The sequence below is a fragment of the Mesorhizobium japonicum MAFF 303099 genome (genome assembly GCF_000009625.1).
GTDB classification, from domain to species: Bacteria; Pseudomonadota; Alphaproteobacteria; order Rhizobiales; family Rhizobiaceae; genus Mesorhizobium; species Mesorhizobium japonicum.
The window spans coordinates 201,297-219,444 of the sequence record NC_002679.1; the positions used below are offsets into that span (position 1 = coordinate 201,297).

Below are 18,148 nucleotides of genomic sequence, written 5' to 3' on the forward strand. Positions count from 1 at the left end.
CATGGTTTTACGTCCATTGGACAGCGAAGATCAGCACTGTTACGCTGGCATAATGTCTTATCGCTACAATTCTGTTGTCGACCTTATTCACAAGCAAATAAGCGCTGGCACTCTAAAGGTTGGCGACCGTCTGCCGTCGATCAGGCAGCTCAGCCTCCTGACCGGTTTCAGCACCGTCACGATCCACCACGCGTACGAACTGCTTGAAAGCCATGGGTATTGCAGTGCGCGCCCCCGATCAGGGTTTTACCTGGTGCGTACCCCACTACAACAAATGGGCGATTTTCCACATGACGGCGAGAACTCGATCGAACCTATCTCGATCGTGGACTTCCCACATGCCCTGCTGCTGTCATGGCAAAAGCGGACGCTGGATGCCTTCGGCGCACCTCATCCCAGCGCCGACCTGTTCGATTGCGCTGACGTCGACAGGGTGATGTGTCGCCTTCTAAGGCGGAGAAAGGCGATTGCCGCCAACTCCGTAGGAGGCGACCCTGAACTCCGCCTCCAAATTGCGAAGCGCGCAGCGCAGCGCGGCGTCGTTACCCGTCCTCAAGACATTGTCATTACCGGTTCAGCGATACAGGCGTTCAACCTCTGTCTCGATGCCCTTACTGATCCCGGCGATGTCGTCTTAGTAGAAAGTCCGTCGTATTTCCCTGCCTTGTCGAGTATTAAGCGACGAAATTTACGTGTGATCGAGATCTATTCACACCCAGTAAATGGCATTGATCCTGACCAGCTGGAGCATTTGGTCAGGAACAATGAAATCCGGGTGGCCGTTTTAATGGCGAGCAACCATTTTCCGACCGGAATCACCTATAGCGAAGATCGAATGAAAAGGATCGTCTCGGTAGCAAAAAAGAATGACGTTACGATCATAGCGAATAGCATGCTCGATGATATAACGTACGACAGTGTAACTGATAACTCGTTGCGAAAATTCGACTCCGGTGAAACCGTATTGCAATTTAGCAGCTTTGAGTGCGGTCTATCCCCACAATATGGGCTTGGATGGATTGTCGCCGGAAAACATTCGCAGAAAATATTGGCCGCGTCCTACTTGGGCGACTACGCGCCGAATGATCAGCGCATACAGCAGGCCGTAGCGGAGTATCTTTCCAGCCGAAGCCACGACAGGCAGTTGCGACGCATTCGGGAGACTCTTGCATCGCGCATGGAGCGAGGGCTTCAACTGCTCGCCGACAGCTTGCCGACGGGATGTTCCGTAAGCCGACCAACGGGCGGTTACATGTGTTGGGTTCGTGGTCCACAAAAATTTACGTCCATGACTGCGGTGCTCCAACTGCACAAGCAGAACGTCAGCATTTTGCCCGGCTCGGTATTTTCCGCCGCAGCCCGGTCATTCGAAAATTTCTTTGCCCTGAACTTGTCGTTTCCATGGTCAGCGGAAAACGAAGCGAAGATTGGCAGCATCGGCGATTTGATCGCACAAATTGTCGGACGCTGACTTCTGCGACCTTTGGGAGACCGCGAGGCATTCCGTTTCGAGAGCCCGTCCAGGGCCTGGGTCGAGAGCTTCAACTCCCGCGTCCGCCTTGCCATAGCCGGCGCCTTCACCGGCGGACTGCGCGACAAACTGTACTGATGCGCTTTTCCGAAATCTGTACATTGCGTGGCGCCGCAGATCGCGCGAAAACTCCGACATGGGCCTGGTATCAAGAGCCCCAAACCACGCAACACGGCTGCAGTAGTAATGCATTGGTGAGTTACTCCTGCCAAGTCGCCAGACAAAGTGCTGACAATGGTTTCTTCCCCGGCCCGCCCGATCGACTGCGACGTCCACGTGGCACTCCCAGACACTCGCGCGCTGCTACCATATCTTGACGACTACTGGCGGGAGCACGTCATCCGCCGTGGTCTTGATCGCGAAGACTTAGAGCTCAGTTCGTATCCGCCAAGCCTCCCTCTATCGTGTCGCCCGGACTGGCGTCCCCAGCAAGGGCTTCCCGGTTCACAATTCGAGCAATTGCGGGATCAGGTACTTGACCCATTTCAGTCACGATTCGCCATTTGCAACGTGCTGCATGGCTCGCAGATCATGTTCAGCGAGGACCTATCCGCAGCACTTTGTCGCGCCATAAACAACTGGATTAGCGCGGAATGGCTTGATCGCGACCCTCGACTTCGGGCGTCAATTGTCGTGCCGGTACACAGCCCTGAACTAGCAGTCGCAGAGATCGAACATCGCGCTGCCGATCTACGGTTCGTGCAGGTGCTCATGTTGGCTATGGGTGAGGTGCCACTTGGTAGGCGACAGAATTGGCCGATCTATGCCGCGGCCGAGCGCCACGATTTGCCAATTGGCATCCATGCGGGAAGTAGTCTTCGCAATCCGCCCAGTCCCTTGGGCTGGTCGTCGCACTATATCGACGACTACGTATCACAGGCACCGGGATTCTCTGGCGCTCTCAATAGCTTGGTGGTTGAAGGTGTTTTCAACAAATTTCCGCGCCTCAAGGTCGTATTGCTGGAGTCCGGTGTGACTTGGTTGCCGGCGCATCTATGGCGCGCGAATAAACAATGGCGCGGCGTACGATCTGAAACTCCCTGGCTTACCCGCCCGCCGTCGGAGATTATTCGCGAGCATGTGCGGCTGACTGTCCAACCTTTCGATGCCCCCCCAACAGACGGGCAGGTCCAGACGATCATCGATCAAATTGGCTCCGATGAAATGTTATTGTTCTCCACCGACTATCCGCATTGGCATTTCGACGGAACCGATGCGGTTCCTCAGGGGCTATCGCACGAATCACTATCGAAGATGCTCGCGGACAACGCTTTGGCGACCTATCCCCGCCTGAACTGACCAAAGAACAGCGAAGATTACCAACATGGACACAAACCTGCTCAACCAGAAGCCGAAGGTCGCCGCTCCGAGCCATACGGGGTTTATTGACTGCGACATTCACGCGACCTGGAACTCGTTGGCCGATTTGGATGAGTTCCTGCCTCAATACTGGCGCGAGCATCGCGAAACCATTGGCTCGCGCTGGCGCCAGGGACTGGCGAAGACAATGAACTACCCTCGGATGAGCAAGGGCGGCGGAGTACGGCAGGATGCTTGGCCATCGAACGGCTGCGTTCCCGGGGCTGACCTTCCGATGATGCAAAAGCAGCTGCTTGATCTGTTCAACGTCGAATACGGCATCATGGTGCAGCCCATGGAGCTTAGCAGCGAGCGCAATGTCGAATTCGGCGCGGCCCTGGCGACCGCAGCCAACGAATGGCAGCTCGCACATTGGTGTGATCCGGAACCGCGGTTGAAGGGCGCGGTTCAAATCAACGTGGAGGATGAAAAGGCGGCCATTGCGGAGATTGAAAGGCGGGCGGGAGATCGGCGTTTTGTGCAGGTGCAGTTTCCGCAGCGTGGCGTGGAGCCGATCGGGCGTAGGCGGTACTGGCCCATTATGGAGGCCTGCGCGGCTAACGGCTTTCCGATCGCGATCCATATCGGGGGAATAGGGGGGCACCCGTCCACTGCCGGCGGTTGGCCCTCCTACTATCATGAGGAACATCCCGCCTATGTGCAGGCCATGCAGAATACGGTGATTAGCTTGGTTTGCGAGGGTGTATTGTCGCACATTCCCAATCTGAAGGTGATCCTGCTGGAATCCGGATTCGGATGGCTGCCTTCTTTATGTTGGCGACTGGATACGGCGTGGAAACGTTTGCGCGCAGAGGTGCCACTGTTGCGTGAAAAGCCATCCGAGTATGTCCGCGAGCGCATTTGGCTTACCACCCAACCCGTTGACGAGCCGGAGCGACCTCAGGATCTGCTGTCCACGATCGAATGGATCGGGGAAGATCGGTTGATGTTTTCGACAGATTACCCCCACTGGGACCAAGACGATCCGCGCTATGCATTCAAGGCCGCCTTGCCTGAAGCGTGGAAGCGCAAGATCTTCCATGATAATGCACGCACGTTGTATGGGCTGAGCCAATCATGAGCCGCCATGTGGTCGCCACGGTAGACGAAATTGCATCTGGCACGTGCAAGGTCGTGACGGTCAAAGGACGGGAAATTGGCGTGTTCCGCCTTAAGGACGAGTTCTTTGCTCTAATTAATCGCTGTCCTCACCAAGGCGCACCGCTTTGCCAAGGCGACTTGGTTAGCAGAGCTGAGTCGCCTTGTCCTGGGGAATATCGCCTCACCCGTCGCGGAGAGATAGTGCGTTGCCCTTGGCACGGTTGGGAATTCGACATTCGCACAGGTCAATCCTGGTGCGATCCTGATAGCGTGCAGGCGCGTACTTTCACCGTCGAAGTCGAGCCCGGCGAGGTCTTGGCCAAAGGCCCTTTGCAGGCAGAAACCGTCGCGGTCAATGTTGACGGGAATTATGTCGTGATCACAGTTTGAGCGGCACTGGCGCGACCGAACCGAGCCCTCTTCCAACAACGGCTTCGAAGACCAGCGATCCTATTGGCGACGCTATCACCGTGCCGACGTCCCCGGTGTCCTCGCCGATCTTCCGGAAGCGGAGCGCGCTCTATTCTCGGGCCGCTCGTTGCACTCCGGCCATGCATCCTCCGCCGACATCGACAGCGCTCCACACAGACGCAGCTCGGCCATATCTCGGTCAAAATGACCGGGAAAATATCACCGCCCGCGTGATCGGTTCCTGACCAATCCCACCAATGCGCAAGACGTCGAGCACATGACGTTTGTCGCGTCCGCGACACGGTGTTCGATGTCCGTCCTTCAACTTCACTCTCATGCTCTTGAATTCATGGCCCATAAAACATCGCACGAGTTAATTCTGCTCAGGTGGCACGGCTTTTGCTCCCGTCCCTTTGGAGTCGGGAGGAGTTGCCCACCGACATTCGGGTGGAGCTTGAGTTAATCCATTCGTGCTTCATCAGAGGCTACAACTTCCACCGAAAGGGAGATCTAGCCCGCATGCACGCGACGCTGAAGACTTTATCTCATTTTGATCGAGCTCGCGTCGCCCACTTAGAGCTCGAGCCCGAGCAAGAACGGTTTGTCGACGAGTTGGATTTTGTGTTCTCCGAGCTTCAAGGTAACGCACGCCCCGACCTGGAGCACCCATTTGCAGTCGATGTCCGCCATCAGATCGTTGGCTTCTTTGTCCTGCGTGAACAAGCGGCCTTGCCTGAATGGGCCCCGCCAGGCGTGATTACCTTGCACAGCTTTCGCGTAGGTCGAGGATACCAAGGTAACGGATATGGAAAAGCGGCCACTGAACTTGTCTCTCAATGGATTTCCACAAACCGCCCATCTGCCAACCGCCTCATGCTTGCCGTTGAAGAAGATAATGTAAGGGCTAGACATTTTTATCTGGCGTCTGGGTTTTCTGACACCGGCGCTACTTACTGCGACAAAAAGTTTGGCTTGCAAAATGTCCTTGAACGCGAGATCGGTTCCGTCTGAAGTCGAGATTATTGTGACTTCCTTTGTCGGCTGTTGCCCGATCATCGCAGCGGTCAAATCGCTCTTGCTATACCCGTTCAGACTCTCAAACTGATCCAGTACCTCGAGCGTGAAGCGGCGAAGCTGAAGTCGAAGCGCCGGAATTGCGATGGCTAAAGCGGGATTGGATCCGCGGACTTAACCTCTTCCATCATGACGCGAGTTCGGAAGCTCTTCACGTTTCCTTCCTGGAAAAATAATTGGCGTGTGAGAAACGTATACTCGTCCATCCCCCTGGTGTTAATGATGAGGATGAAGTCTGCCCCTCCGGTAACGTGGTAGCATTGCTGCACCTGAGGGCAGTTCAGGAACCGTCTTTTCATCCCGTCGAGCAAATGCGGTTTTCCGTTTTTAGCCGTCACCTCGACGATGACCGTCTGAGGACTCCCAACCGCTCTCTCGTTTGAGATGGACATGTCCTTTCTGATTATCCCTGTGGACGAAAGCCGTTTTAGGCGTCTCGCCACCGCCGCTGCAGAGAGGCCAACGCGGTCCGAAATTTCGTGCTGCGGCATGAGGCTGTCGAACTGCACCAATTGCAGGATTTTTATGTCGAAATCGTCGAGCCGAGTTTTGCCAGCCTGCGTCATCTAGGCGTTCTCCTGATATAGGTGGCTCTCAGCGCAAATTCTGGGCCATGATAGTTCTCACGTCGCAGCGTCTGGACGGTAAGGAGGGCTCGAACGACATGAGGCTGCTATGTTTGGTTCTGAACCACGGGCCGACGAGTGGAAACGACCACCGCGTGGATGGTTCGAGGCTAAGACCCGGTTCGCCGTCGCTTTCGTCGTAGGGTTCGTCAGCCTGGCGAAACCGGCCTCGCGCAGAGAATTCCTGACAGTCCTGAGAACGTTGACTTGAATATGGGAGGTAGACCCTGAACCACACAAACCAGTCAACGAACCGACAACGGATACGCGACCTCTCCTCACGCCAAGTCAGCGGCGTCGTTCAATCCCGAGGTCGGTTCGGACCGCAATCCCTGTCGGGTCCCCAGACACCCGCCAGACTTTATCCGCACACCCCACTCCTACAAGTGGATCGGTGTTTATCGATCAGTTCTTTTACCCTCCCTTTGCAGTGCGCCTCGGCGTGCGCCCAGCGTTCCGATATCTCGGCGCATTTCAGCTCCATCTCACGAAAATGCGTTTTTGCTACGGAAAGCTGGTCATCGGTCGATCGTTTTCCGGGTCCTCCTCCGAACTGCAGGGCATCCCTGCACTCTTCAAGACTCACCGGGAACACACCAGCGAGTTGGCTGGCAAGCTCGCTTCGGCGCTGTGTGGCGCAGTCATCCTGAGACAGGCGCTGGGCGATCTCGCCAATTTGTGTGTGGGCCTCCCTGAAAGGGATGCCTCGCGACGCCATCCGTTCGGCGGCGATAGCCGTCATTGATGACCCGTCTTCGAGATGATCGCGCATCGACCTCACGTTGAACGACATGCCCTTCACGATAAGCGATGTGAGGATGAGGGCTCTCTGCAGGGCCTCCTCGGAAAGCCTGAGAGGTGAGCAGCCGTAGTTGCTTACTTCAATCGAGTTGCTGAAAGGCGCTTTGCAGGTAGCCGTTGCGGCAGAGACGTATGCACCAATTACGGTGCTTGCCGACCCCTTGATGTGTTCAAGCAGGAACGGGTTCTTCTTTTGCGGCAGCATGGAAGAGCCGCCGGCAAGATTTCGAGGAACATCGATCAGAGCGAACTCGCGTGTTGTCCAGACCTGCAGATCCTGGGCCACACGACTGAGCAAGGTTGAGATGCTAGCAAAGATAGAAAGCCCGTGCAGGTGATGGTCGCGGCTCGCGACCGCATCAAGGGAGTTGAACGACGGCTCTTCAAATCCCAGAAGACTTGCGGTTTTCAAAGGATCAATCGGCATACTGGTGCCTCCGCCGGCACCAGCTCCCATAGGGCAGTTCCTGATGTCTTCCAGCAGGCTATGGAGGCGCTGGCGCTCGCGCCCCAGAGCGAAGAAGACGCCAAGCAGATAGTGCCCTGGCGATCCGGGGAGTGCGATCTGGTACTGGCTGTACAGCGGGGCCACAAGGCTTGACGCTTCCTCCACTCGCTGAAGCAGGGCACCTTGTGCAATTCCTATCTGTTGTGAAATGGAACATGCAGCCTCCCGAAGAACCAGGAGAGAAATGGTCGCGTTCAAGTCGTTACGGGATCTCGCAAGGTGCAGCCAGCCGGCCTTTTCCGGGCCAGCTCTGGCCGCAAGTTCGGCCTCATAGGCCAGATAGACGCCACGCGGGGCATCGCGGCCCTCCAAAGACTGAAAGCCCTCGTCTTGGAGATCCAAAATGTGCTTGAGGAGATCGGCAGCGGCCGCCTGGCTGACCAAGCCCTGGTCCGCAAGCATGACCAGATGTGCTTCGTCTATGGCCGCCTGATGCTGCAGAAGGCGGCCATCGCGCGAGATTTCGATAGGGGGGGCGAGCAACTTCATCGCTTCAGGATGCAGGGCCCACCTGCCCTCGCCCGGCCCAGGGTCTTGCTTGTCCGATTCGTCAGCAGCCGTCTCGATATCGATTACAAGGGAATCGATCATCCGATCAGCCGCCGCGGCGGCAGCATCGAGTTCATCAGCGACGCCTACGGCGTAGGCTACTCTGTCTCTGAAGTCGCCCTTTATTTGAACGTCGCCTCCCTCAGATTTCAGTAGCCCGGCCTCTGGCACTGTCGGGTCTGGATTTCGAGAAAAGCCGAGGCTTTTGAGCTTCCCTGACGTGGGAGCAAGTCGGAAACGGATAGCTCCCGCCCTTGCGCTCCCGCGTGGAGGCGTGAACCCTTCTCCCGCGTAGAGCCTAATCACCATGTCAAGGATTGACGTTCCCAAGGCGTGGGAGAGCATGACTGGAATCATTCCTCCAGCCAGCCTGGGGTTGACCTCGATGATGACGGGGCCTGACTCGGTTATCACGAACTCCACATGAGCCGGTCCGAACTCCAGGCCGAGGGCCGACACTGCGCCTGAGGCAAAAGAGGCCAATTCCTGGAGGGACGGCTCCAATAGCGGGGCCGGGAAATCGTGCCCCACCTCGACGAAGCAGGGAGGCGGGCCTTTGTGTTTGGCAAGAATTCCAAGACAATGCAGCTTCCCATCGTACGCAATTATCTCCGCAGAGTACTCCTTACCCTCGACATATTGCTGGATGAGGATGTCGGGACTGGGCAAATCCACTTGGTCTTGCAGTACACTCTTCGCGCTATTAAAGCCCGCGATGGCGGCCGCAGCACTGTCGCATAACCGCACGCCGCTACTACCGCTTCCCGATACCGGCTTCACGACCACCGGTAGAGTGCCATGGGCAAGAATATTCTCGACGTCTCGGATGGAAGTGGCCAACCAAGTTTCAGGAATCGGGATTGAATGCCGCTGTAACTCGGTCGCTTGCTTCCATTTGTTCCGGCATGTGGCAATAGCCCGCGCATTCGCTGCTGGTAGCCCCATCGCCATCGCGGCACTAGACGCTGCTTCCACAAAATAATCCGACGACGAGTATATTCCTGCCAGGCCGCTTAATTTGGTAGCGACCCCGACGAGTTCATCCGGACTGCGCGTTTCAGCTTCGATTAGTTGGGCGACGGAGTCCCTAAGAAAGGGATAGCGCGCTGGATTGCGAGTAACGAGGTAGGTTTCAAAGCCCAGGAGTCGGGCCCGCTTCATCAATAGTTCGCCAGTGCCAGTCGTGTTGCTTTCCACGAAAAGGAAGCTACCTCTGTTCATCAAACTTCCTCCAAAAGGCTCAGGACAGCTTCCCGGCTTTTCCGCCTCCAAAGGTATCGGTTCCATGGCGGGAGAGCGGTCGAGGGATGCTCTTCGCTAGACGGAGTGTCCTGGAGAGCTCCCTCATGTAGGCATCCGTTCTGCCTGAGCCACTCGTGGTCGTAAGCGGTTTCTACGTAGCGGTGCCCCTCATCGGGACATATGACGACGACGGTTTCTCCTGGATACTGCCGAGCGCGCCAACGCCCGACAATGTAGCTCGCTCCAGAGGTCGGACCGGCGAAAACGGCGTGCCGCTCGTGGAGGGTTCGCGTTGCAGCAAATGCGAGCGGAGCCGAGATGAGATGCACCTCGTCGTAGAGTTCATGCTTCACGTTCTTGGGGACAAGACTGTTCCCCAGCCCCCGCAGCTTCCGTTCGCCATCCTGTTGGCCAAAAATGACGCTGTTGAAGGTATCCACTCCAATTAGGCGCGCGCCAGGGGCTTTTTGGCGGAGGCGCTCTATCGTTCCGCAGGTAGAGCCGCCTGATCCCACAGAACCGACCAACGTTACGTCGGCGTCCAGCATCCCCGATATTTGATCGGCGAAGAGCTTATAGGCTGCGGGGTTGTCCGGTGTTTCGTATTGCCGGGGCCAGAAACAGGAGTGGCCTAACTGTCTCATCCTGGCATGCAATGCATCGAGGCGGCTTCTTTGATATCCACCCTCCCTCGCCTTTTCAGTTATGATGCAGACCTCGGCTCCCAAGGAGGTCAACCTGTTTTCCAGGCCTCTGTCCATCACTGGGTCGGTGAAGATTTCGAGCTGGAATCCACGTTCCCGGCAAACTACGGCCAGACCCAGCGCGAAGGTTCCGCTCGAGGTCTCGAGAACTTTCATGCCGTGCGTCAAAGTCCCTTGAGCCAGCGCTTGCTCAATGATGTACTTCGCTGGGAGAAGCTTCATGAACGCAAACTGCGCGAGATAAAGATTTGTCTCACACTTAATAATGCTGGGGAGGGCATAGGCTTCGGAATATCCGGCGTATGGCAGGCGTTTGCGAACAGCGTCCATATTGCTTGCCTCACCTGCAGCCAGTCACATGGTCAGATATATTTTTGGCGAGTTGTAGAACGGCGCTACACGGGCGAGCACGGACCGAAGCTTCCGTGGAAAGTCAGCCGCCATTCGATCAAGCAGGATTCCGATCATTGTGCCGCTATGCGCGACGATAACCCCGAGAGCGCTGGTGGCCTCGCATGCTTTCAGCATCGAGTTGAGATGCTTCTTTGGAGTTCGCTCCTGATGCAAAAGAGCGCTGGATGTGGCTATTTTGCCTATCGTCGCCGCATCACCCCATGGAATTGCTATCCGTGCGCGGTTCAGGAGTTCTTGATATTCGGCTCTTTGATTGGTGGAGATCTCACCTCGCCGTTGATCATAGTCGACGGTTTCGACCGTCCCTCCTTCATCGATACCAACGATTGCTAGCGGAGGCATTTGGCCTAGGAAGGAGAGAAGGCGACATGCTCGCTGCTGATATGCGACCACGCCTGGGTACATCACCCCGTCGGATGGCTCGATCTCCGCCATTAGCTTCTCGATTAGTGATGTCCGGACTCTGCGCCTGAAGCAGCAGGCGATTGACCGAGCAGTCGCAACAAGATCCGCAGACGAACTCGCCAGCCCTTTGCCTTCGGGGAGTTCAGATTGCAAAAGGAGGACTCCTCCTGTGGCGCTGAGCGCAGTCACGAGATTTTCAGCCAGTCGTTTAGCCTTGACTTTATGCGACGGATAAACGGTTACAGATCGGGTGCCTGCAATCGGTATGAAGTGAGCTCGCGCAAAAAGCGCGATGGGCATCGTGACCAAGAAGTGAGAGTCCCGGGCAATGGAGCCGACCGGCAACTGACCTTGCAGCAACTCGCCGAATGTTCCGCAACAAAGAGCGTCGCTGGAATGAACCCTTGGCTGCAGCCCGTCCTTAGCGATGATCTGGGTCGCATCCGGGCCATCGAACGTCTGGTGAGACATGTATGGCCTCCAAATTTCATCGGCGGCCGCTTCGAGAAGTTCGCTAGTCGACATGCCCGCCCCGTCTCTTGGAGGGTCGATGGGATGCCTGGAATTCTGAATCGCCATATCACCTCCCCCGTCAGGTACATTGAATTGCTAAGGGACCAGACCTGGATCGCAACAGGGCTCGGGTTTCAGTTTGTATACTTTCTACCTAGGGTGCCAGGTGCCTGACCTCAGACTTTGGGGGAACGTACCATTGTCAGGGATTTGCGGACGCAAAGATTCTGTGAAGTAACTTGAAGGATTTGTTGCCATGTTGATTGTCGACCCGACGCCGAACGCGATTCTACCGCGCGTTACAGCGACCTGTGCCGCACTAAGCATGGAGCCCACACGCAACACTGATTACGATAAGCCCCCCGGTTCACGCCGGGGGCGTTCTGTTGCACATAGAAATCAGAAATCCGCAAATCCAGACGGTGTGTTTTGGGCATACTTCTAGCGAACTGCTCCCCGTGCGGTTCGATAAATATCGATCGAAGCTTAAAGCGAACCACTTATAATCGAACCCTGCAAAACGAACCGAACGGCCACGCCACCTTTGTCCGGGCCTACTTGCGCGCCTCAAACAAGGAGCAAGACGCCGGACGCGCCCGCACCGACCTTGAGGCGTTCGCGAAGCAGCACGGTCTGCGGATCGCCGCGACCTACATGGAGACCGAGAGCGGCGCCCGCCTCGCCCGCCCTGAGCTGCTCCGCCTGCTGACGCCAGCCAGGCGACATCCTGCTGACTGAGCGGGTGGACCGCCTTAGCCGGTTAAACACGGCCGATTGGGAGCGGCTGAAGGATGAGATTCGCCGGCGCCACGTCAAGGCGTCAAGGTGGTCGCCCTCGACCTCCCGACCTCGCGTATGATGATGGGCGGCCGCGACGATGATTTTACCGCCCGCATGTTCGATGCCCTCAACGGGATGCCATTGGACATGCTGGCCGCGATTGCCGGCGTAACCGATGATCAACCGTGCCCAGGCATTGAGGACGACCGCGACGTAGATTCCAAAGGGTTGGCAGCGCGACGTTACGCTTGAGGAGAGGGGTCGCCAGCAATCTGGTGTCGCGCATTGCCTCGCCTGAATTGTTCCCGAATATTCAACCGTTGCCTCACATAAGTTGCTCCCTACCGAGGGGTATGAGCAGGGGCGACGATGGGACGGCTGAGCATGGCGACAAGGAAAGAACTGACGACGGCGGTTTCAGAGCGCTATCGTGCTTCGACGCGAGCGGAGAAGGCGAGAATTTTGGATGAGTTCGTCGTCATCACGGGCTTTCACCGCAAGCACGCGATGCGGCTGCTACGACGCCGTGAAGGGCCGTTTTCAGGCCGGCGAGCGCGGCCGCGAATTTATGATGAAGCGGAACGCAATGCGCTCATATTGCTCTGGGAGGCGTCTGACCGCGTCTGCGGCAAGCGGCTGAAAGCGTTGCTGTCCGTCCTTATCGAGGCAATGGAACGGCACGGTCATTTTGACCCAGCGCTGGAAATCCGGGGCAAATTGCTGGCGATGAGCGCGGCCACGATCGACAGGACGCTGCGACCGATCCGAGAAGGCCTGGGACGTCCCCGACGACGGCCCGCGGCGCACGCCCTGCGACGGAGCATTCCCATTAGAACGTCGGCGGATTGGGACGATCCTGCGCCAGGCTTCGTTGAGGCGGACCTCGTGGCCCATAGCGGCCCTTCGACTCGCGGCAGCTTCATCCAAACGTTCGTGCTCACCGACATCGCGACCGGCTGGACGGAATGTGCGCCCCTGCTGGTTCGCGAACAGACACTGTTGAGCACGGTGCTCACTGAATTGCGCAAGCAACTGCCCTTCGCGCTTCTGGGCCTAGATACGGACAACGACACCGTTTTCATGAACGAGACGCTGAAGGCCTATTGCGACGCCGCCAACATCGTCTTCACGCGCTGCCGCCCCTACCGCAAGAATGACCAGGCCTTTGTTGAGCAGAAGAATGGCGCCGTGGTGCGTAGGATGGTCGGATATCGTCGGTTCGAGGGGCTGGAGGCCGCCACGCTGCTAGCGAAGCTCTACCGGTCAGCGCGGCTGTTCGTGAACTTCTTTCAGCCATCGTTCAAGTTGATCGCGAAGCAGCGCGACGGCGCACGTATGCGCAAGACGTATAGTCCGCCAGCTACGCCGCATCAGCGTCTGGTTGCCGACGCTCGCACCTCCGATGCAGTCCGCTCCCGTCTGCAGGAAATCTACGCCGGGCTCGATCCTGTCCTGCTATTGCGCGATATCCGCGCCGTGCAGGAGCGACTCGCTGCGCTTGCCGATACTTCGCAGGCCATCCGCCCTGACGGCACAGCTCAACCAATCGACCTTTTCCTGGCGAGTTTGCGGACAGCTTGGAAGGACGGAGCTATCCGGCCGACGGATCGCCCGATTGTGAAGGCCAAAAGAGGGCGGCGGCGTCCTGACCCTCTCGTCAAGGCAACTGCCGACTTGCGAAATTGGTTCGAAGCCGAACCATGGCGAACCGGCAGCGAACTTCTGTCACGACTGCAGGCCGAGTATCCCGGCGATTACCCGAACAAACTGCTTCGAACACTTCAGCGTCGGCTGAAGGTCTGGCGCAGCGAACAGGCGGACGCGCTGCTGTTTGGCCCCTTAAACAACGGGCCACCGATCCCGGAGATCGCAAGGCCAAACTGAGGCTTCCTGGCGCTCGCCAAGGAGGCCCGACGCTCCGAAACCCCGGCCATCTCCGCGCCGGGCCTCCTTCACCCAAGCCGGGAGCAAAATGGATGAGGCAACATTCGAGCCTCAGGGAGCATCGTTACGTGAGGCAATACGGGCCTCTCATCCAGATCGTCGCGCTATACCCTGAGAGCGCTGGATGTGGATAATGGCAGCGAGTTCGTCAACAACAGGCTGATCGAATATTGCCTCGGTCACGGCATCGAACTCACTCGCTCGCGGCCTTACCGTAAGAATGACCAAGCGTGGATAGAGCAGAAAAATGGTGCCGTGGTACGGAAGCTCCTGGGGTATCGGCGCTTCGAGGGCTTGGCGGCGGCCAGAGCGATCACGCGCCTCTACGCGGCATCCCGGCTGTTCGTGAACTTCTTCCAGCCCTCGTTCAAGCTGGCTGCCAAACAGCGTGACGGTGCGAAGGTGGCTAAGCGCTATCATCCACCGCAGACCCCCTGCGAGCGTCTCCTGCAGGCGGAGGCTATCCCGATGGCCGCCAAGAACAAGCTGCGCGAGATCGCCGGCGACCTCGATCCGCTGAAGCTGCTGGAGGAGATGCGAGCTGTCCAGGCTTATTTGGCGGCGCTGGCTGACGGCGAAACACCGCCACCGGCGACATCGGAACCGCCCAACCTGGCCGCGTTCGTAGCCAGCCTATCGAGCGCCTGGCATGCGGGCGAAATCCGTCCGACCTTCTCCATCGAAGCCAAACCGCGTTACCTGCGAAGTCTACAAAAGGTCTCGACACAAACCCTTATTGCGAGTCCCTCGCCGACGCTCAAACCGGTGATCCCACCCACTCCTCCCGCGACGATGCAGGAGAAGCCGAAGCCGGTCTACGCCGAGCCTGGCCAAGCCCGCGTCCAGGCGCTCCGCATGGTGTGGCCGATCGTTTGTCGCCGATTGGAGGAATTCCCCAACATCAACGCCACGCAGCTCTTCGAGGAGCTGTGCGTCCAGTTTCCAGGTCGATTTACCCGCAAGCAGTACAAAACACTCGTTCGACGGGTCAATCTCTGGCGCCAAGCGGCTCGCGCCCGCGGTGTTGTCGTTGGGCCAAAGACTTATCGTCGGCTCAACGACAAACCGCGCGGCCGACGTCCCGACATCGTTAAGGACCATTGGGAAGAGATGGCACGATGCCTTGAAGAGCGTCCGGATCAGACCGCACTTGAACTTCTCGTCGAGTTCCAGGCCCGTCACCCCGGACGATACAGCTTGCACCAGCTTCACACGTTGCAGAAGCGAGTAAGGGCGTGGCGACAACAAGCCGTGCAGCGGCTCATCGGCGAGGTCAGCAGCCTAGCGCCGTATGTCGCTTCAGACTCCGCACGTCTGGCGAGCGGGTAACATTCTTGATGAGGCAGCCGGTAACAAAATTCCTTGAGGCAACACGACATCTAGTCTTGGAACAGAAATGCCGTGGGATCCAGACATAGCGATTTAGCGATGCCAGCAATTGTATCGACACTGATATTTCCAGCGCCGCGTTCCAACTTCGCGAATGTAATCTCCGAGACGCCGATCAACTCTGCCATCTGATAGCGCAAAAGGTTTCGGCGCTCGCGCTCACTGTTGATAATGGCGCCAAGGCGCTTCCGGATTGATTGGTCTCCAAGCTCATGAACCCAGGGCTCGATATCGGTTTTGGCTGTCAACAACGTCGCAATCGAGATCCGAAGAGAACGGGCCATCATGTCTAGGGTACGCAAGGTGACATTGTTCTTACGCCGAGCAGTTTTGATATAGGTCCGGTAGGCGAGACCCTTACCAGGCGAAGTATGAAACAACTTCGCCATGTCCTGGTGACGAAGTCGCCTTTGTCGGCGTTCGGCCTCGAGGACCGTCGCGATGTTGGCGCGAAGCGGGTTGTCCACTTCGCCCTTTCCATTTCGCTTCATAAATCGATGCGTGCGCACAATTTGCCTGTCGCTCGGCCCTTTTGCCCTGACGATGTAGCCCATAGTAAAATGACAGACAACATAGCCCGAGCGCCACTCATTTCCGACCCCGGCGTTCATTCGTAAGCCTTAGCGATTGCGCGCGCTGGCCGCGGCAGGACACAGTTCGGCCGAACTCTGGCGGAACTGAACATCGAGATCCTCTGCGCCAATTCCAGCCAGGCCAAGGCCGCGTGGAGCGCGTCAATCGCACGCTTTAGGACCGGCTTGTGAAGGAACTGCGCCTCGCGGGCATATCCGACATCGAGGCGGCCAACGCCTTCCTGCCGGTGTTCACTACGAGCTTCAACCAGAAGTTCGCCAAGGCCCCCTACCCGGCGTGACAATCTGCATCGCGCCTTGAACGTCGCGCCCGATCGACTCCGCGACGTGCTTTGCAAGCGCGAGCAGCGCTATATCGGCCAGCAGTTGTCGTTCTCCTACGAACGCAAACAGATCATACTCGAGAAGAACGGCATCTCGTGCGGGCTGGTTGGCAAGGAGCAGCGCGTCACGCACACTGCGATCACCGGGAACAAGCGGCTTGGTGAAGTGCGCCTCCCCCACCGTCCGGATTTTGAGCCTGAGACACTTGCACAGCGATTTGTGAAATAGTTTATTGATCCAATGAACCTGGAGAGAAGTTAGTCATGGGAACCAGCGGCCAACTTTTGCTTCCTGGAAATGTCGGTCGCGAAACGCGCCAGGTCGGCAACACAGTCAAGCTCAGTGTCGCCACCAACCGGTCATGGCTCGACGAGGAGTGCCAAAGAAAATCAGTCAGCGATTGGATGACGGTCACCTTCTATGGCCGATTTCGTGCCGCGCCAGATTCACAAAGGCGACAAGGTGCTCGTCCAGGCGCGCGTGTCGGAAAGCATGCATCAGAAGGACGGCGTCATCCACTCCACCACGGACGTGATCGCCGAAGACATCGATCTGTTCGCTCACGCCAGCCCGAGACCCGATCAGTGAAGCCGGCGCGTAAAACCATTGGCGCTGCCCTTGCGATCGCGGCGACATCTTGCGGCCTCGCCCTGATAATGCCGCCAGTCGCCCCAGCGCAGGTTCCCACGTTGGACACCGCCACGACGCTCGACGTCTATACCCCGGGCGACCACGTAGCGAGCAATCCGATGCGCGTCGTGGTCCTCTCGCCCACGACGTTTCAGGATGTCGAAAGCAAGCAAAAATACCGGCTCTACGGGGTTGACGCCTGCGACCTGGGCCAGACCGCGAGGCTCGGAAAGCAGACATGGCCATGTGGCGTTGTCGCCATGGCATGGCTCGTGAACGCCACCTTGAACAAATGGGTTGTCTGCTCGCCGATCCGGAAAGACGAGGCTGTCATCGTCGCGCGTTGCGCAACCGGCGAAATGGCCGACATCGCAGGCGAAATGCTGAAAGCCGGTATAGCCATCACCCTCCCCGACGATCCCGATCGTCGCATCCCCATCTACGCCCAGCTCGAGCGTGAAGCTCGCGAATCCTATCGCGGTATTTGGGCCAGCGCCTTCCAGATGCCTTGGCTGTACCGGAAATCCTCGCCAAATCCATGACCCCGGAGCACGACATGCGTCCCTTTCGCCATATCCTTCCCGTCGTTGCATCCGCGGCGTTGCTCGCCGGCTGCGCCGGGCGTTCGCCGGATGCTTCACATTCTGCTTTCGCCAGCCCCGTTGCGGTCACTGACCCCTATTGGACGCCGGGTTGGGTCAGCCGCAGCAGGCAGGAGTATGCCCCCGACTGGGGCCGCTTCCCGCCGATCGTGACCCGGCTCACCGGCTACCCAACAGAAGCCCAGGCGAACAACGCTTTGCGCCGCTCGCGTTGGAGCTCCGTGCCTGTGCGATCGCTCACGAAGGAAGGCATAAAGACGATCTCCGTCCCCGCAGAAGCCCCGGACATGATTGCCGCAGGCGTCCGCGTCTTTGCCTGCCGGCCAGGAGCGCTCAACGGCTATTCCGGCCGCGTGCAATATTACAACGGCCCCGTCGTCGCCTGCGCTTGCGACCTCCTGTCGGAAGATGGCCGCGTGCTGGCCCGAGTACCCCTCAATTTCTACTACTGGCAGAAGGCTTGGCGCGTCCAAGACCCAAGACCGTCCTACAAGTCCGTGCCGTGGGCCTATCAGGAACCCTCGCCCCCAAAGAGCAAGGGTTGGTTCGGCGACCGCTATTAAGCGGCGCCGTCACACTCCAATGGTCGAGCCGAACATACGGCGGAACGGTCCCTGTCGCAAAACCAAAGCTTTCGCGACTGGCTTC

At 57.9% G+C, this 18,148-nt stretch carries 15 protein-coding genes and 2 pseudogenes; 12 read left to right on the top strand and 5 right to left on the bottom strand.

The genetic code is table 11. The annotated features are described in order from the left end of the window. Window positions 1–52 precede the first annotated feature (52 nt). From MAFF_RS35810 to MAFF_RS38770, 5 genes are all read left to right on the top strand, one after another. A complete protein-coding gene (locus MAFF_RS35810) occupies window positions 53–1,471 on the top strand; it encodes a PLP-dependent aminotransferase family protein (RefSeq protein WP_010915856.1) in 1,419 nt (472 codons plus the stop codon). A gap of 294 nt (window positions 1,472–1,765) precedes the next feature. After that, the gene (locus MAFF_RS35815) at window positions 1,766–2,830 is read left to right on the top strand and encodes an amidohydrolase family protein (protein WP_044552361.1); all 1,065 of its coding nucleotides are present in this window, start codon (window positions 1,766–1,768) and stop codon (window positions 2,828–2,830) included. A gap of 25 nt (window positions 2,831–2,855) precedes the next feature. Continuing rightward, window positions 2,856–3,971, top strand: coding sequence for an amidohydrolase family protein (locus tag MAFF_RS35820; protein ID WP_010915854.1), 1,116 nt, complete (start codon window positions 2,856–2,858; stop codon window positions 3,969–3,971). Beyond that, window positions 3,968–4,381 (top strand): Rieske (2Fe-2S) protein, encoded by a 414-nt coding sequence (locus MAFF_RS38765; protein ID WP_080512162.1) that lies wholly within the window; start codon window positions 3,968–3,970, stop codon window positions 4,379–4,381. Before MAFF_RS35820 ends, MAFF_RS38765 begins: the two co-directional genes overlap by 4 nt. A 540-nt stretch (window positions 4,382–4,921) precedes the next feature. Continuing rightward, window positions 4,922–5,413 carry a GNAT family N-acetyltransferase gene (locus MAFF_RS38770; protein WP_157866241.1) on the top strand — a complete coding sequence of 164 codons (492 nt, stop codon included), beginning with the start codon at window positions 4,922–4,924 and terminating at the stop codon, window positions 5,411–5,413. Window positions 5,414–5,565: 152 nt separating this feature from the next. Here the strand turns inward: MAFF_RS38770 and MAFF_RS35830 are convergent, their stop codons facing one another. The 4 genes from MAFF_RS35830 to MAFF_RS35845 form a co-directional block, all read right to left on the bottom strand. Next, window positions 5,566–6,042: an Lrp/AsnC family transcriptional regulator gene (locus MAFF_RS35830; protein ID WP_010915974.1), complete on the bottom strand. Its 477-nt coding sequence runs from the start codon at window positions 6,040–6,042 to the stop codon at window positions 5,566–5,568. A gap of 421 nt (window positions 6,043–6,463) precedes the next feature. Next, window positions 6,464–9,181 carry a lyase family protein gene (locus MAFF_RS35835; RefSeq protein WP_010915973.1) on the bottom strand — a complete coding sequence of 906 codons (2,718 nt, stop codon included), beginning with the start codon at window positions 9,179–9,181 and terminating at the stop codon, window positions 6,464–6,466. Continuing rightward, a complete protein-coding gene (locus MAFF_RS35840; RefSeq protein WP_010915972.1) occupies window positions 9,181–10,236 on the bottom strand; it encodes a cysteine synthase family protein in 1,056 nt (351 codons plus the stop codon). Before MAFF_RS35840 ends, MAFF_RS35835 begins: the two co-directional genes overlap by 1 nt. 24 nt (window positions 10,237–10,260) lie before the next feature. After that, entirely contained in the window at window positions 10,261–11,304 is a 1,044-nt protein-coding gene (locus tag MAFF_RS35845; RefSeq protein ID WP_157866243.1) for a hypothetical protein, read from the bottom strand. 447 nt (window positions 11,305–11,751) lie between these two features. On the opposite strand from MAFF_RS35845, the pseudogene MAFF_RS38775 reads away from it, so the two are divergent. The 3 genes and pseudogenes from MAFF_RS38775 to MAFF_RS36970 form a co-directional block, all read left to right on the top strand. Beyond that, a pseudogene (locus tag MAFF_RS38775) lies at window positions 11,752–12,183 on the top strand (recombinase family protein); the annotation flags it as partial. A gap of 204 nt (window positions 12,184–12,387) precedes the next feature. Next, window positions 12,388–13,902 carry an ISNCY family transposase gene (locus MAFF_RS35855; RefSeq protein ID WP_010915853.1) on the top strand — a complete coding sequence of 505 codons (1,515 nt, stop codon included), beginning with the start codon at window positions 12,388–12,390 and terminating at the stop codon, window positions 13,900–13,902. 186 nt (window positions 13,903–14,088) lie between these two features. Beyond that, window positions 14,089–15,291, top strand: a complete 1,203-nt coding sequence (locus MAFF_RS36970) for a transposase (RefSeq protein WP_010915852.1) — start codon at window positions 14,089–14,091, stop codon at window positions 15,289–15,291. 50 nt (window positions 15,292–15,341) lie between these two features. Here the strand turns inward: MAFF_RS36970 and MAFF_RS35865 are convergent, their stop codons facing one another. Beyond that, window positions 15,342–15,962 carry a helix-turn-helix domain-containing protein gene (locus MAFF_RS35865; RefSeq protein WP_010915969.1) on the bottom strand — a complete coding sequence of 207 codons (621 nt, stop codon included), beginning with the start codon at window positions 15,960–15,962 and terminating at the stop codon, window positions 15,342–15,344. 18 nt (window positions 15,963–15,980) lie between these two features. Between MAFF_RS35865 and MAFF_RS41570 the strand changes: the two are divergent. From MAFF_RS41570 to MAFF_RS41085, 4 genes and pseudogenes are all read left to right on the top strand, one after another. After that, window positions 15,981–16,436, top strand: a pseudogene (locus MAFF_RS41570) (ISNCY family transposase); the annotation flags it as partial. 252 nt (window positions 16,437–16,688) lie between these two features. Next, window positions 16,689–16,856, top strand: a complete 168-nt coding sequence (locus MAFF_RS39675; protein WP_157866244.1) for a hypothetical protein — start codon at window positions 16,689–16,691, stop codon at window positions 16,854–16,856. 101 nt (window positions 16,857–16,957) lie between these two features. Further along, window positions 16,958–17,440, top strand: a complete 483-nt coding sequence (locus tag MAFF_RS39680; protein WP_157866245.1) for a thermonuclease family protein — start codon at window positions 16,958–16,960, stop codon at window positions 17,438–17,440. Between the two features lie 347 nt (window positions 17,441–17,787). Continuing rightward, on the top strand, window positions 17,788–18,063 hold the full coding sequence (locus tag MAFF_RS41085; protein ID WP_244420860.1) for a hypothetical protein: 276 nt from the start codon (window positions 17,788–17,790) through the stop codon (window positions 18,061–18,063). The last annotated feature ends 85 nt before the right edge of the window (window positions 18,064–18,148 follow it).